The organism is Arthrobacter sp. CAN_A6 (assembly GCF_015751715.1).
In the GTDB taxonomy this organism is placed as follows: domain Bacteria; phylum Actinomycetota; class Actinomycetes; order Actinomycetales; family Micrococcaceae; genus Arthrobacter_D.
Genome location: NZ_JADOUV010000001.1, coordinates 147273 through 161785 on the forward strand (window position 1 = coordinate 147273; position 14513 = coordinate 161785).

The window sequence follows — 14513 nt, forward strand, 5'->3', positions numbered from 1 at the left end:
CGAATTTCCGTGCGCGAGGGGGGATTTGAACCCCCACACCCTTTCGGATACTGGCACCTGAAGCCAGCGCGTCTGCCGTTCCGCCACTCGCGCAATTTCGAGATTCCAAACTTTTCGGATGGCTCCGATCGGCTTGTGAACAGCAGAAACAAGCATAACGGAGCCGGTGAGAAAACACCTAAACGGACTACTTCCGGCCTGGGCGCCGCATTCTTCGGGCACCCGGCGTCGGCGCCCAATCGTTAGCGCAAAGTAATGCCCGGGCGGTCGCCGTTAATGTCATTCCCAGAGCACCCAAGTAGTATCGGGGTGAACGTGCCCGGCTGGACGCTGCCTCAGGCAGGACCACCGGGAAGCAATCAAGCCAGGTTCCGCAGCACCCACGAACATCCGAGGAAGGTCAGGAGGCGAAAATGGGCATACTCGACAATGTTGAACGCGGTTTGGAGAAAATGGTCCGAGGCGTCTTCTCCACCGGTTCCCGGTCCGAGGTGCAACCGGTGGAAATTGCCAGTGCGCTCCGCAAGGAACTGGATGATCGGTCAATGGTTCTTGCCCAGGGCCGTACCCTCGCCCCGAATGTCTTCACCGCACGCTTGTCCGATGCAGATTTCGCGAACGCCCAGCAATGGGGCTCAGCTCTCGCCGAGGAGTTGTGCGACGTCGTGATCCGCCATGCCACCAGCCAGCAGTACACCCTCCAGGGTCCGGTTCAAGTTTCCTTCGCGCACGATCCCGACCTCAAGACAGGTGTGCTCGAGCTCGACTCCACCATGGAGAAGGGCGGGCGCCGGGCGCCGGCCGCCAACGCACCCTCGGCGCCCAGACGGCAGCCCACCCGCTACCAGCCCGTGCTCGAACTGGACGGGCAGCGCTACTCGATCAATGCGGGGTCGATCATTCTCGGCCGATCCTCCGATGCGGATATCCTCGTGGATGACACCGGTGTCTCCCGACGCCATCTCGAAATCCGCACCTCGAACGGCGGGGTGTTCGCCGTCGACCTCGGTTCCACGAACGGCAGTTACGTCAACGGGCAGCGAGTCCAGGGCCAGGCGGAACTGACCGACGGATCGGTCATCACCATGGGTCGCACACGCCTGACCTTCCGGCTCGTTCCCCTCCCGGCCGGTGGTGCACAGGCATGAGTGAGGCAGGCGAACTGACCGTCACGCTGCTGCGCTACGGCTTCCTGGTGCTGTTATGGATCCTCGTCCTCAGCACGGTGAGCGCGCTCCGGCGCGACCTCGTCGTCGGACAGCGCAACAAGACCGGCACACCCACGGCCCGCGAGGCGCGCAAGAATCCGGAACTGGCCCAGGAATTGCCTCCCCCACGGATCCAGGCGCACCAGCTCGTGGTGACCGAGGGTCCACTCGCCGGCACCACCCTCGAGCTGACCTCCAGCCCCATCCTCCTGGGGCGCGCCCAGGAAGCAACGCTCGTCCTCGAGGACGATTACGCATCAGGCAGGCACGCCCGGCTGTTCCCCCAGGGGAGCCGCTGGTTCGTCGAGGACCTGGGCTCGACCAACGGCACCTTCCTCGCAGGGTCCCAGCTCACCCGGGCCCTGCCCGTCGAGCCCGGCGTACCCATCCGGATCGGTAAGACGGTCATTGAATTGAGGCCATAGCAATGGCCCTTGTTCTACGGTTTGCGGCGCGCTCGGATGTCGGCATGGTCCGCTCGAAGAATGATGACTCGGCCTATGCCGGGCGCTATCTGGCGGTCGTGGCGGATGGCATGGGTGGCCATGCGGGAGGCAACGTCGCCTCGGCCTCCACCGTCCTCGACCTGGTGCACCTCGACCGGGGCGATCATGCGGGGGACGCCGGTACCCACCTTGCGGATGAGATCCAGACGGCCAACTCCCTGTTGTCGGAGCTCGTCAGCACCAATACCCAGCTCGCCGGCATGGGCACCACTGTCACCGCACTGCTCCTCGACGGAAACCGGCTCGAACTCGCGCACATCGGTGATTCACGTGCCTACCGCCTCAAGGACGGGGTCTTTCAGCAGATCACCAAGGACCACACCTTCGTGCAGCGGCTCATTGACGAAGGCCGGCTCAGGCCCGAGGAGGCTGAGGTCCATCCGCACAAGAACGTCCTCATGCGTGTGCTCGGGGACGTCGATGCAAGTCCGGAACTCGACCTCGAATCCTTCGATGTCGCCCCGGGCGAACGATGGCTGCTGTGCTCGGACGGGTTGAATGCAGTGCTCAGCGAACACGTCGTGGAGCAGGTCTTTCGGGAGACGGCGGACCTGCGGCAATGCGTCAATGCGCTTGTGGAGCTGACTCTCACGGGTGGCTCCCCCGACAACGTCACCGTGGCGATCGTGGAAGTGACGGAGGCCGACGACGACGAGATGTTGCCTCCCCCCGTCATTCCTCCTGCCCGGGAAGCAGCCGGAGAGCGCGAGCAGAGTCCCGCGCCCGATTCCGAAGGCGGCGAAGACTCGCCGGCCATCAACGACGGTGAGCTCCCCGGCGCTGCCATACGCGCTGACATCATCCGTGAGGACCTGCTGACCCGTCCGCATGTCCTCGTCGGTTCGGCCGCCCTTGCGACTGAGACCGGTCAGATTCCGATCGTGACACAGCGCTCCAGCGAACGCCGGGCCGCCATGATGCTGACTCATGGCGGCGAGACTTCAGCCGGAGGGGAGGCTGCGGTCGACCCGGAGCTCGCTCCGGCGAGACGCCGCTGGCTGATGCCGGCGTTCCTCGGCTTGATGGCATTGATCCTGATTGCCGTCGTCGGTTTCGGGTACACCTGGACGCAGACCCGCTACTACGTTGCCGAATCGGAGAACAAGGTCGCCATCTTCAGTGGCGTCCCGCAGAGCGTGGGCCCTTTCCGCCTCAGCGAAGTCCACGAGGTGACGGATATTCCGGTTTCGAACCTGCCCGAGTACCAGAGGTCCCGTCTGATGAACACCTTGCCCGCCAGTGACCTGCAGCAAGCCGAGCGGATTGTGAAGGACCTTCGCGGCGAGCTCAGGGCAGTTCCGTGCGACCCCGGTGAAGGAACTTCTACTTCGGCCCCGACTGCAACGGACAACGCGACCGGCACTCCGACGACGGCCCCGACTGCTACCGCTGAACCATCCACCACCCCTGCGCCGAGCACCAGCGATCCGACCGGGGACGGCCCATCCGGCGAGGCGCAGCCACAGATAACGTGCGATGGAGGTTCACGATGAGCGATGTGATGACTGTTCCAAGATCCCGCAGGAATGTGGAAGCCCTCCTGTTGCTTGTTGCTTTGGCCGTTGCGGTTGGAGCGAACTACATCGCCGGGCTGGACCGGGAAGAGCAGTTCAACTCCTACTTCTGGACCCAGGCCTTCACTTTCCTGGGCATGGGACTGCTGATCCACATTATCCTGAGGATCCGGGCCAAATATGCTGACCCAGTAATACTTCCGATCGTTCTGGCCCTCAACGGCATCGGCCTGGCCATGATCCACCGGCTGGATCTCACCCGCATCGACGAGGCGACCTTCAGCCCTGTCGCTCCCCAGCAACTGCTGTGGACGGGCGTGGCAATCAGTGCCGCCGCGGTGCTGCTGGTCTTCCTCAAGGACCATCGGATCCTCCGGCGCTTCACCTACATCTCCCTCATCGTAAGTGCCGTTCTACTCCTGCTGCCCCTCACCCCGCTCGGGCTCGAGATCAATGGTGCGAGGATCTGGATCTCGGTGGGCATCGGAACCTTCCAGCCGGGTGAAGTCGCCAAGATCACGCTGGCCATCTTCTTCGCCGGATATCTTTCGACGAACCGGGATCTCATCCTTCTGGCGGGCAAGAAGATCGGCCCCCTGCAACTACCACGGTTCCAGGACCTCGCACCCATGATCGCCGCCTGGTTCGTCAGTATCGGCGTGCTGATCTTCCAGCGGGACCTCGGATCCTCCATTCTCTTCTTCGGCCTCTTCATGGCCATGATCTACGTGGCAACCAGCAGGGTGAGCTGGGTCCTGATCGGGCTGGCACTGATCGGTGTCGGCGGTTATGTCGCGCTGCAGTTGTTCAGCCATGTGGCTCTGCGCTTCGACAGCTGGATCAATGCCTTCGACCCCGAGGTCTATAACCGGAATCCCGGGGGCAGCGGCCAGGTGGTGCAGGGTCTGTTCGGGCTCGCCAGCGGCGGGCTCGTGGGAACCGGCTTCGGCCAGGGACGGCCGGATCTCGTCACCTATGCCAACAGCGACATGATCATCGCCGCCCTCGGTGAGGAACTGGGACTGATCGGCATCAGCGCCATCGTCATGCTCTACGTGGTACTCGTATCCCGGGGATTCCGCGCGGCCCTGGGCACGAAGGACGGCTTCGGGAAGCTACTCGCCTGCGGGCTCTCCTTCACCATCGCGCTGCAATGTTTCGTCGTCATCGGAGGCATCACCCGATTGATCCCCTTGACCGGCCTCACCACCCCTTTCATGTCCGCCGGTGGTTCTTCACTGCTCGCCAACTGGCTGATCGTGGCTCTTCTCCTGATGATCTCTGAAACGGCACGCCGTCCGGCGCCAACTGGTCCTCTGACGAGTTCCTTTCCCGAGGCCATCGGCATGAACGGCAAACCCACCCACGGACACCCCACGGAGGCCGCCCGATGAACCAGGCAATCCGCCGATCCTGGATGGTAGCGATCGGGATGTTCACGCTGATCCTCGGATCACTGACCTACGTGCAGTTCTTCCAGGCCGAAGCCTTGAGCACGAACGACTGGAACAACCGGCAGCTCTACCAGGAATTCGGGCAGCCGCGCGGCGCGATCCTCGTCGATGGCCGGGCCGTCGCGGAATCGGTGCCGTCAGACGACCAGTTCAACTATCAGCGGGTGTACAACCAGCCCAACCTCTACGCCCATCTCACCGGTTATTACTCGCTGGTCAACGGGTCCACCCAGTTGGAGAAGGCTGAATCGGAACTGCTTTCCGGTACGAGCAACGAACTCTTCTACGACCGCCTCGTACGTCTGTTCTCCGGCGACCAGGTGGCGGGCGCCTCCATCGAGCTGACGATCGATCCGCAGCTCCAGCAACTTGCCTTCGACCTGATTCCGGACGGCCAGAAGGGCACGATCGTTGTGACGGAGCCGAAAACCGGCAACATCCTGGCCATGGCGTCGAAGCCCTCCTACGACCCCAACCTCATTGCCAACCACGACACCAGCGTCGTCATCCAGAATGTAGCTGAATTGTCGGAGGTTCCGGGTCTCTCGATCTACACGAATCCGGCCACGGAATCACTCATCGCCCCGGGTTCGGTCTTCAAACTGATCGTCGCCGCAGCAGCCCTCGAATCCGGTCTGTTCGACGAGGACTCCGAGATACCGAATCCCGCCTCCCTCGAGCTTCCCGGATCGTCCGAGACACTGCCGAACTACGTGAACGGCAACTGCGCTTCGAGAAATACGGCGGATCTCGAATTCGCCCTCGAGCAGTCCTGTAATACACCGTTCGCGCAGATTGCGTGGGAACTCGGTCAGGAGCGCATCCAGGAGCAGGCCCAGGCTTTCGGTTTCGGTGAGGAGTTCTCCATTCCAACCCGGGTGGTTGCCAGTTCCTTCCCGGACGAACTCGACCAGGCGCTGCTCGCCTATTCAGCCATCGGCCAGTACGACGTCAAGGTGACCCCCCTCCAGATGGCCATGGTCAGCGCAGCGATCGCCAACGACGGCGTGCTGATGAAACCCAACCTCATCAAGGCGGTCCGCGCTCCGGATCTTGAACTGCTCGACTCCCCCCAGCCCGAGGTCCTCAGCGAGCCGGTCAGCCGCGACACCGCCGACCAGCTGACGGAGTGGATGGTCAATGTGGTGGAGAATGGAACAGCCCGCGGCGCGCAGGTTTCCGGCGTTGAGGTCGCCGGCAAAACCGGTACGGCGGAGCTCACCGAAATCGGCGACAACGCATGGTTCACCGGGTTTGCTCCTGCCGACGACCCGCAGGTTGCGGTGTCCATCGTGATGGAAAACGTGGATATCGCCACCGGAAGCCAACTGACAAGTCCCAGTGCACAAAGAATCATAGAGGCGGTGCTCAACCAGTGAGGCCTACATCGGGAATCACCCTCGGCGGCAGGTTCCAGCTCACTGACCGCATCGCCATCGGCGGAATGGGTGAGGTCTGGAAAGCCCGTGACCAGGTGCTCGGCCGGGTGGTCGCCATCAAGATCCTCAAAGAGGAATATTCCGGCGACCCGGCCTTCCTCAACCGGTTTCGGGCCGAGGCGCGCCATACAGCCCTCCTGAGCCATGAAGGTATCGCCAATGTGTTCGACTACGGCGAAGAGGGCGGGTCGGCCTACCTGGTGATGGAGTTGGTTCCAGGACAGCCACTGTCAGCGGTGATCGAGAAAGAGCAGGTACTCTCACCGGACCGCACCCTCTCGATCGTCGGGCAAACGGCCACCGCCCTGGCCGTCGCCCACCGCCAGGGACTCGTCCACCGGGATGTGAAACCGGGGAACATCCTCGTGATGCCGAACAATCGCGTGAAGATCACCGACTTCGGCATCGCTCGCCTCGCCGATCAGGTTCCATTGACCGCAACGGGTCAGGTCATGGGTACGGCCCAGTACCTTGCACCCGAGCAGGCCACCGGGCAGCCCGCCACCGGGTCGAGCGATATCTACGCCCTCGGCGTGATCGGTTATGAACTGCTTGCGGGCCGACGCCCGTTCTCCGGAGAATCCCAGATAGCGATTGCCCTGGCACAGGTGAACGACGCACCGCCGCCGCTACCGGAATCGATACCACGGCCGGTACGGGCCCTGATCGCCTCGATGCTGGCCAAGGATCCGGCAGACCGCCCGGCCAATGCCGAGGCACTGGCCCGCGCGGTGGATGCCATCCGCGCCGGCAACACGGCGGCGGCCGAGGCTGCTGTGCCCGGCATGCTGCTCTTCGGCGGTTCCGCGGGTGCCTCCACCGCAGCTGTCCCCCGCCTGGACACTGCAGCGACCCGGGCAGTTCCGGCCCCGTCGACTTCCGCACTGCCGACCGTCGCAGCTCCCGCTGCAGCAGCCGGCGCCATCGCCGCGTCACGCGACTGGTCGGAGGAAGACATCGACCGCAGCGATCCTCCCCAGGAGGCCGAGCGCCACCGGAGCCCCTGGTTGATTCCACTCATCGTGCTGCTCATGCTGGCACTGTTGGCCATTGCCGCCCTGGTCATCGGTCCATTGCTCGCCGGGGACGGCACCGACCCGGCTCCGGCTGCGACAACAAGTTCGAATTCATCGCCGAGCTCCCCCACGCCGCCGTCGAGCTCCCCCCCGGCTTCTTCCTCGCCGCCTTCCGCGGAAGAGACCACTCCCGAAGTGGAGCAGATCATCATTTCCGCGGCGCAGTACCAGGGACGGCAGGTCGATGAGGTGGCCGCTGAACTGGGTGCCCTCGGTCTTGCGGTATCCCGTGTGCCGGTCAGCTCGAGCGAGGACGTGGGTGTCGTCCTGAACCTCGACCCCGTGGGAACACTCAGCCCGGGCGACACCATCACGGTGACCTATTCGGACGGTCCCGAACAAGCCACTCCCGAACAAATTACCGTTCCCGGCGGCCTCATCAACCAGAACGAAGCGACAGTGCGGCAGCGCCTCACCGAAGCCGGGCTGGAACCGGTGAACGGGGGAACGCGGGTCTCATCAGCTCCGGCAGGAACGGTGATCGGCCTGGATCCCCAGGCGGGCGCCATCGTTCCAGCGGGTTCACAGGTTGCGTACACGCTGTCTTCCGGCCCCCCGGCAACCACCGCTCCCGAGCCCACCCAGGAGCCCGAGCCCACTTCGGAGCCCGAGCCGACCTCGGCATCACCCACCGCCGGTTCCGCACCCGCGCCCGCGCTCGTCCCCACCGCCACTCCAACGTCGTCCGCCTCATCCCAGGGATCATGACCGGTAGCAACGGTGATGCCATATGAGCGCCGAGCGGATTCTCAACGGACGCTACGAGGTCCGCGAGCTCATCGGCAGGGGTGGAATGGCTGACGTCCATCTCGGCCGTGATCTCCGGCTCGGACGGGCAGTGGCGATCAAGATCCTGCGGAAGGATCTTGCCCGCGATCCGCTCTTCCAGTCACGCTTCCGGCGCGAAGCACAGGCTGTCGCGGGCCTCAACTGCCCCACCATCGTCGCCGTGTACGACACCGGTGAGGAAGAAGTACCGGACCGGCCGGAACACGAGGTGAAGGTTCCATTCATCGTGATGGAATTCGTCGCCGGGCGCACCCTTCGCGACATCGTTCGAGCCGGAAACCTTTCTCAGGAGGACGCGCTCGAACACCTGTCCGGTGTGTTGTCGGCACTTGAGTACAGCCACCGCGCGGGAATTGTCCACCGCGACATCAAGCCCGCCAATGTGATGATCACACCCGATGGGCACGTCAAGGTCATGGATTTCGGAATCGCGCGGGCAATCGCCGATTCAGCTGCCACCATGACCCAGACCCAGGCGGTGATCGGCACTGCACAATACCTGTCCCCCGAACAGGCGCGCGGTGAGACGGTCGACGCCCGCAGCGACCTCTATTCCGCAGGATGCCTGCTGTATGAACTACTGACCGGCAGGCCCCCCTTCATGGGGGACAGTCCCGTCTCGGTCGCCTACCAGCACGTGCGCGAGGAACCCAAAGCCGCAAGCTCAGTGAACCCCGCTGTTACTCCAGCGCTGGACTCGGTACTGACGAGGGCCCTTGCGAAGGATCGCCAGGAACGCTTCCAGGATGCGGCCTCCTTTCGTACTGCTCTCGAAGCAGCCGGCCGCGGCGTCCTACTGGCACCCCATGCCGGCGAGCGCACCCAGGCGATGACCATCCTCCAGCCGGCGGTGCGGGCCGCTCCGGCGGGCATTTCCCGGAACACCGATACTCATACCCGTTCCATGACCGCAGTTCCCACGGCAGGAACCTCCCTCGGTGGTCACGCCGCCGAACAGGAACAGCGAATCGCACCACGGGAGGACGACGGCGAACGCCGTCGGCGGAAATCCGCACGGGCGGCCTGGGTAACTGTTTTCATCGCTGCGGTAATCCTCGTCCTCGCCACCGGCTTCTTCTTCCTCAACAGCCTGAATCCTGCCCCCGAGGCCGCTCCGCTCGTCGAAGTTCCGGTGGTCGAACGCCTGACCGAGGCACAGGCGACCGATGAACTTTCGAGGGCGGGGCTGGTTCCCATTTTCACCGAGCGGCACAACTCCGACGTCGAGCAGGGCCTTGTCGTCTCCTCCGATCCGGACGCCGGCCGACGCGTCGATCCCGACAGCCGGGTCACGATGGTCCTCTCCTTGGGACCCGCCGACGTCGAGATTCCTGCATCGATCCGGGGACTGACCGAGTCCTCGGCCCGGACAGCCCTCGAGGATGCCGGCCTGCGGGCAGGCCGGGTGACCGAAGCCACCAGCGCGACGGTCGCAGCCGGCCGGGTGCTTTCATCCTCCCCGGAGGCAGGCCAGTCGGTGCCGGCCGGCGGCGCAGTGGATCTGGTCCTGTCCAACGGCCGGGTGAGCGTCCCGTTGCTGGTCGACCTCCCGCAGGCGGCTGCGACAGCCCTCTTGAACGACCCGGACGTGATGCTGCCGTACCGTGTGGATATCGTCGAAAACAGCGTGGTTGAGCCGGGCATCGTGACGAACCAGAGCGCCGCCGCCCGAAGCGAGGTTCCTCAGGGAACCGAAATCGTCATTCAGGTAGCTGCCCCTGCTTCGGAACCTGTACCCCCGCCGAGGCCCACCACGACCCCTACGGCGAGTCCTTCCACGACTCCTTCTCCGGAATCAACGGCGGAGACGTCACCTCCAGCATCGACCACTTCACCGTCGCCGTCGTCCCTCCCGGAAGGTGACTGAACGCGCTAGCGCGCGATCAGGGGGCTGAGGGTTGATGCCTTCGCTGCCGCCCCCTCGAGACCGAGCGATTCCAGCCAGTTGCCGAGCATCTGGTAGCCGCCCTCGGTCAGGACCGATTCAGGATGGAACTGCACGCCGCACAGCGGGGCCGTCCGATGTTCCAGGCCCATGATGATCCCGCTCGCGGTGCGCGCTGTGACATTGAGCTGCGCCGGGACGTCATCGCTGACTGCGGCAAGCGAGTGGTACCGGGTCGCCGTGACGGGCGACGGTAGTCCGGCGAAGATGCTGGTGGCATCGTGTTCCACCAGCGAAGTCTTCCCGTGCATGAGCTCGGGCGCGTGCGTTACCGAGCCGCCATACGCTTCGGCCAGTGCCTGGTGTCCCAGGCAGACACCGAGCATCGGCTTGTTGCTGGCGCCGCACCATCGAATCAGGTCCACGCAGATTCCGGCGTCGGAGGGCGCCCCGGGGCCCGGTGAGATCAGGACGCCATCCCGGGTTTCGGCGAGCTCGGCAGCTTCGGCGAGCGTAACGTCGTCGTTCCGGACGACAGTGGTTTCCGCTCCGAGTTCCTGCAGGTAGCCCACGAGGGTGTAGACGAAGCTGTCGTAGTTATCGACTACGAGGATTCTGGTGGTATCAGTCATTGGAAAAGTGCCAATCGTGGAATCGGTGAGCGGCTCCGGCCATGGCTCGAATACCGCACCTGCAATGATACGCTTCCAGCCGCCGCCGCCTGATCCGCTCGGACCCGGCAGCGGTCCACCGCCCCGGGTTTGGGTGCATTGGCTAGAATCGACAGGAAACCATGCCGGCCCGAAGGCGCAGGATCCCTGCTGACCAGCGGGGCTTCAGTGTCGGGCGGCATTGCCGCATCAAACGTAGCCCGGTTGGTTCCCAGCCGGCCCATCAAGGAGGATCTGTGCCAGAATCAAAGCGCCGCAAGAAGCCGGCTTCCGCACGAGCAGCGGTTTCGGCCGAGCCCAAGCCCAATCCGGTCTGGTACAAACCCGTAATGTTCGGCCTCATGATCATCGGCCTGCTGTGGATCATCACCTATTACATCTCCGAAGGAACTCTTCCGGTGCAGCCGTGGGGTTCCCTGAACATCATGGCCGGGTTCGGGATAGCAATTGTCGGGTTCTTGATGACCACGCGCTGGCGCTGAAGATCTGCCCGCCCGGGTCCTGCACCCCTGGTCGCCTTTGATGCCCGGCTCGCGGAAGCGGTCCGGGCATGGACTCCGTTTCTCAGGCTCGGGCGGGGAGGCTGATGGTGAAGGTCGAGCCGTACCCTGGCTTGCTTGCGCAGGAAATGGTTCCCGAATGGCCCTCCACGATGGCTTTCGTGATTGCCAGACCAAGTCCGGTCCCCGGTATCGCCGATACCCGAGCTGATTTGGCCCGGAAGAACCTCTCGAACACGCGTGCCGCATCCGGTGGGGACAAGCCAATGCCTGTGTCCTGAACGTCCAGTGTGAGCAGTCCGTCGTCGGCTCGCGCCCGAATGGCAACCACTCCACCTTCCGGCGAATACTTGATGGCGTTCGAGAGGAGGTTGTCGAGCACCTGCGCCATTCGCAGGGGATCGGTATGTGTCCACAGCGGCGCCGGGACATCGGTCCTGATGTCAATGCCTGCGGCTGCTGCCTGGGGAAGTACTGACCCGACGACGGAGTCGATCAACCCGGCGAAATCCGTTTCACGCGGATAAACCTTCATTCCGGCCGAACCTGACTGCAGCAGACTGGACACCAGCTCGCTGAGGCGTTCGGCATTCTTGTAGGCGATCTCGACATAACGGGAGGCGTCTTCAGGGCTATTCGCATTGGCTGCGAATTCGAGGTTGCCGACTATCGAGGTTATCGGCGTCCGTAGCTCGTGGGACACCGTTGCTATCACCTCGTCCTTGGCTCTCAGCGCCTCGACCAGGCTGGTGACGTCGTTGTAGGCAAGAACCGCTCCCCGGAAGTTGCCCGACTCCGTCTCTATCGTCCGTGCGGCAGTGGAAAGCGCTCGAGCCGTGGAACCCTCGCCAACCCAGACGAGATAGTCACCGAAGGTCTCTCCGGCAGCAGCCCGTGTAACCGGCCACCTGCTCTCCGGCAGCGGCGTCTTGCGGTCCTGTCCGAAGAGCGCAAGCGTGTGCCGTTCGGAATCAGCGTCACCCTGCGAGCCTGTGGAGCGCTGGAAAAGCTCATGCTGGTGGTTCGTCAGCATGGTTTTCCCGGCCTGATCGACTGTGATCACGCCGATATCGATCGTATCGAGGATGGTCTGCAGGAGGCTTTCACGCTCACTGCTCACTTCTAGCAGTTGCCGCAGATCGGCATCCTTCTTCTCCAATCTGCGCTGCTGCAGTGCCATGTTCGCCGTCACGAAGCGGACCCCGAGCGAGACAGCAAGCAGCATGACCGGTACCAGCACCGCACCCGTGGCTTCCGCCGCCGTGGGAGGGGTGGAACGGCCGAGGAGGGGAGGCGCGATGATCAGCAGGGGTCCCAGAAAACTGATCAACGCCGAGAACCTGGGGAAGCTGTTGGAAGCCGAGAGCCAGATCACCGGAAAAATCAGCAGGATCGGAAAGCCGGACAGGAATTCGGCCGCACCGATGTGGGAAAGGGTGAGGGCCCCCATGTCGCCCAGCGGGATGAGAAGCGAAGCATGATGAGGAAGGCGTTCCCACGGAAAGGCCCAGCAGCACATCAGCAGGAGCACGTGGACCAGGAGTGACGCCTGGAACAGCGGCTCATCCAGCATCCCCGGCCAGGCGGCAGGCGCAGCGAGGACGATGCACACGAGGATGGCGGTGAGCGGCAACTGACACAGTCCGATGCGGGTTCTCAGACCCACTCGGTGGAACAGGGACGCTTCTGCTGAGGCCGGATCAATCATGGGCATGCTGCTCACTGAGGGATGCACCCGAATGGGCGCTGTTCGGGCGAGAGACCATTCATCCATTATCGTCGCAGCAACACCGAAGCTGCGAAGGCTTACCAAAAGCACGGGCGGTGATTTGTGCACACGTTGTGCACTAAGTTATCCACAGCTGTGAACAACTTTGCCGATAATGCGGATCGTAATGCGTAACTCCAGTCCCAGCTTATCCACAGATGTGGAATTACATGTGTGTAAGTTATACCCGGTGTGGATAACTGCTGTGGATAACAACAGCTATGGCCCGCATCCGAAGGAATACGGGCCATAGGAATGGTACAGAACACCACCTAGATCGGCAGGAGGAACACTCCCAGGAAGGTCAGGAGAACAAGCACGACGGCGACGGCGGCCAGCCCCGCCCACTGGAGCGCTGCACGCCGGGGTCCCTTCGGAGCATAGGCCAACACGGCTGCGCCTACCGCGCCGGTAAGCAACCCCCCAAGGTGGGCCTGCCAGGAGATGCCCTGCACCACGAACCCGAGAACACCGTTGATGGCGATCAGGACAACGATCTGACGGACGTCACCGCCGGCCTTGCGCTGGATGATGAACAGTGCTCCGAAGAGGCCGAAAACTGCTCCCGATGCCCCGACAACGCCCTGGTTGAAGCCCGCCAGAAGCAGGACCCCCACTGAGCCACCCACAGCAGCCAGCAGGTACAGCGTCAGGAACCGCGCCCTGCCCAGCATCGGCTCGAGTGCCTGGCCGAGTATCCAGAGCGCATACATATTGAACGCGATGTGGAGAAGGAAACTGGGCGAGTGAAGGAACGCCGCGGTCAGCATGCGCCACGGTTCGGGCTCCACCACTCCCGGAACGCCGGCCGTGTAATAAGGCGCATACAACAACGTGCCGGTCACTAGCGGAGACACGAGCTGCAGCAGGAACAGGGCGACACATATACCGATGATGGAAAAGGTGATCACTGGCCGGCCCGCCCGTGCTACACCACCGAAAGCGGTCCGTGTGGCCGGGATGTTCCGCGCCTGTTCCCGCACACAGTCCACACACTGGAATCCCACGGCTGCCGGTCGCTGGCAATCTGCACAGGCCGGGCGCCCGCAGCGTTGACACCGGACATAGCTGATGCGATCCGGATGCCGCGCGCATACCGGGGCTTCCTGGCGCGGGTCCGGTGCGGGAACTCCGTAGGTCACAGGTTTTTCTATTGCTGTTCTACGGTGATGCTGCTGATGACGACGTCCTCGAGGGGCTTGTCGCGCATGTCAGTAGCGATGGCGTTGAGCTTATCCACCACTTTCCGGGATTCCTCGTCGGTGACATCCCCGAAGATGGTGTGCTTGCCCTGCAGCCAGGTGGTGGGCACCGACGTGATGAAGAACTGTGATCCGTTCGTGCCACGTCCACCCTGGGTACCGGCATTGGCCATGGCGAGCTTGTAGGGCTCGTTGAAGTTGAGGTCCGGGTTGATCTCGTCGTCGAACTTGTAGCCCGGCCCGCCGATTCCCTGGCCGAGCGGGTCTCCACCCTGGATCATGAAGTCCTTGATGATCCGGTGGAAGATGGTTCCGTTGTACAGCGGCGCGTTCGTCTCCTCGCCGGTTTCCGGATGGGTCCAGGTGATTTCGCCGGTCGCGAGACCGACGAAGTTCTTGACGGTCTTCGGAGCATGGTTGCCGAAAAGGTTGACCAGAATGGTGCCCTGGTTGGTCTGGATGGTGGCCTGTGCGGTTGGAATAGCAGTCATTGTGCCATTC

Annotated in this window: 12 protein-coding genes and 1 tRNA gene; 8 read left to right on the top strand and 5 right to left on the bottom strand. The window is 63.4% G+C overall.

Going from position 1 to position 14513, the window contains the following annotated elements; genetic code table 11:
* Positions 1-10: 10 nt before the first annotated feature.
* Positions 11-93 (bottom strand) — tRNA-Leu (locus IWX75_RS00750).
* A gap of 320 nt (positions 94-413) precedes the next feature.
* Here IWX75_RS00750 and IWX75_RS00755 point away from each other — a divergent pair.
* From IWX75_RS00755 to pknB, 7 genes are read left to right on the top strand one after another with little or no spacing between them, the layout of a single operon-like run.
* The gene (locus IWX75_RS00755) at positions 414-1148 is read left to right on the top strand and encodes an FhaA domain-containing protein (protein ID WP_196820350.1); all 735 of its coding nucleotides are present in this window, start codon (positions 414-416) and stop codon (positions 1146-1148) included.
* A complete protein-coding gene (locus IWX75_RS00760; protein ID WP_196820351.1) occupies positions 1145-1633 on the top strand; it encodes an FHA domain-containing protein FhaB/FipA in 489 nt (162 codons plus the stop codon). The genes IWX75_RS00755 and IWX75_RS00760 overlap by 4 nt, the downstream gene beginning before the upstream one ends.
* A 2-nt stretch (positions 1634-1635) precedes the next feature.
* The gene (locus IWX75_RS00765) at positions 1636-3207 is read left to right on the top strand and encodes a PP2C family protein-serine/threonine phosphatase (RefSeq protein WP_334684007.1); all 1572 of its coding nucleotides are present in this window, start codon (positions 1636-1638) and stop codon (positions 3205-3207) included.
* Positions 3204-4622 (top strand): FtsW/RodA/SpoVE family cell cycle protein, encoded by a 1419-nt coding sequence (locus IWX75_RS00770; protein WP_196820352.1) that lies wholly within the window; start codon positions 3204-3206, stop codon positions 4620-4622. Before IWX75_RS00765 ends, IWX75_RS00770 begins: the two co-directional genes overlap by 4 nt.
* Positions 4619-6061 (top strand): peptidoglycan D,D-transpeptidase FtsI family protein, encoded by a 1443-nt coding sequence (locus IWX75_RS00775; protein ID WP_196820353.1) that lies wholly within the window; start codon positions 4619-4621, stop codon positions 6059-6061. Before IWX75_RS00770 ends, IWX75_RS00775 begins: the two co-directional genes overlap by 4 nt.
* Positions 6058-7905, top strand: a complete 1848-nt coding sequence (locus IWX75_RS00780; RefSeq protein ID WP_196820354.1) for a protein kinase domain-containing protein — start codon at positions 6058-6060, stop codon at positions 7903-7905. Before IWX75_RS00775 ends, IWX75_RS00780 begins: the two co-directional genes overlap by 4 nt.
* A gap of 22 nt (positions 7906-7927) precedes the next feature.
* Positions 7928-9853 (top strand): Stk1 family PASTA domain-containing Ser/Thr kinase, encoded by a 1926-nt coding sequence (gene pknB, locus IWX75_RS00785; protein ID WP_196820355.1) that lies wholly within the window; start codon positions 7928-7930, stop codon positions 9851-9853.
* 5 nt (positions 9854-9858) lie between these two features.
* Here pknB and IWX75_RS00790 read toward each other — a convergent pair whose 3' ends face one another.
* On the bottom strand, positions 9859-10503 hold the full coding sequence (locus IWX75_RS00790; protein WP_196820356.1) for an anthranilate synthase component II: 645 nt from the start codon (positions 10501-10503) through the stop codon (positions 9859-9861).
* Between the two features lie 275 nt (positions 10504-10778).
* Between IWX75_RS00790 and IWX75_RS00795 the strand changes: the two genes are divergently transcribed.
* The gene (locus IWX75_RS00795; RefSeq protein WP_196820357.1) at positions 10779-11024 is read left to right on the top strand and encodes a cell division protein CrgA; all 246 of its coding nucleotides are present in this window, start codon (positions 10779-10781) and stop codon (positions 11022-11024) included.
* An 82-nt stretch (positions 11025-11106) separates the two neighbouring features.
* Here the strand turns inward: IWX75_RS00795 and IWX75_RS00800 are convergent, their stop codons facing one another.
* The 3 genes from IWX75_RS00800 to IWX75_RS00810 form a co-directional block, all read right to left on the bottom strand.
* Positions 11107-12750, bottom strand: a complete 1644-nt coding sequence (locus IWX75_RS00800) for a sensor histidine kinase (RefSeq protein ID WP_334684008.1) — start codon at positions 12748-12750, stop codon at positions 11107-11109.
* Positions 12751-13082: 332 nt separating this feature from the next.
* Complete coding sequence (locus tag IWX75_RS00805; RefSeq protein ID WP_334684009.1) at positions 13083-13721, bottom strand: rhomboid family intramembrane serine protease; 639 nt, start codon at positions 13719-13721, stop codon at positions 13083-13085.
* Between the two features lie 239 nt (positions 13722-13960).
* Positions 13961-14503: a peptidylprolyl isomerase gene (locus tag IWX75_RS00810; protein ID WP_196820359.1), complete on the bottom strand. Its 543-nt coding sequence runs from the start codon at positions 14501-14503 to the stop codon at positions 13961-13963.
* Between the last annotated feature and the right edge of the window lie 10 nt (positions 14504-14513).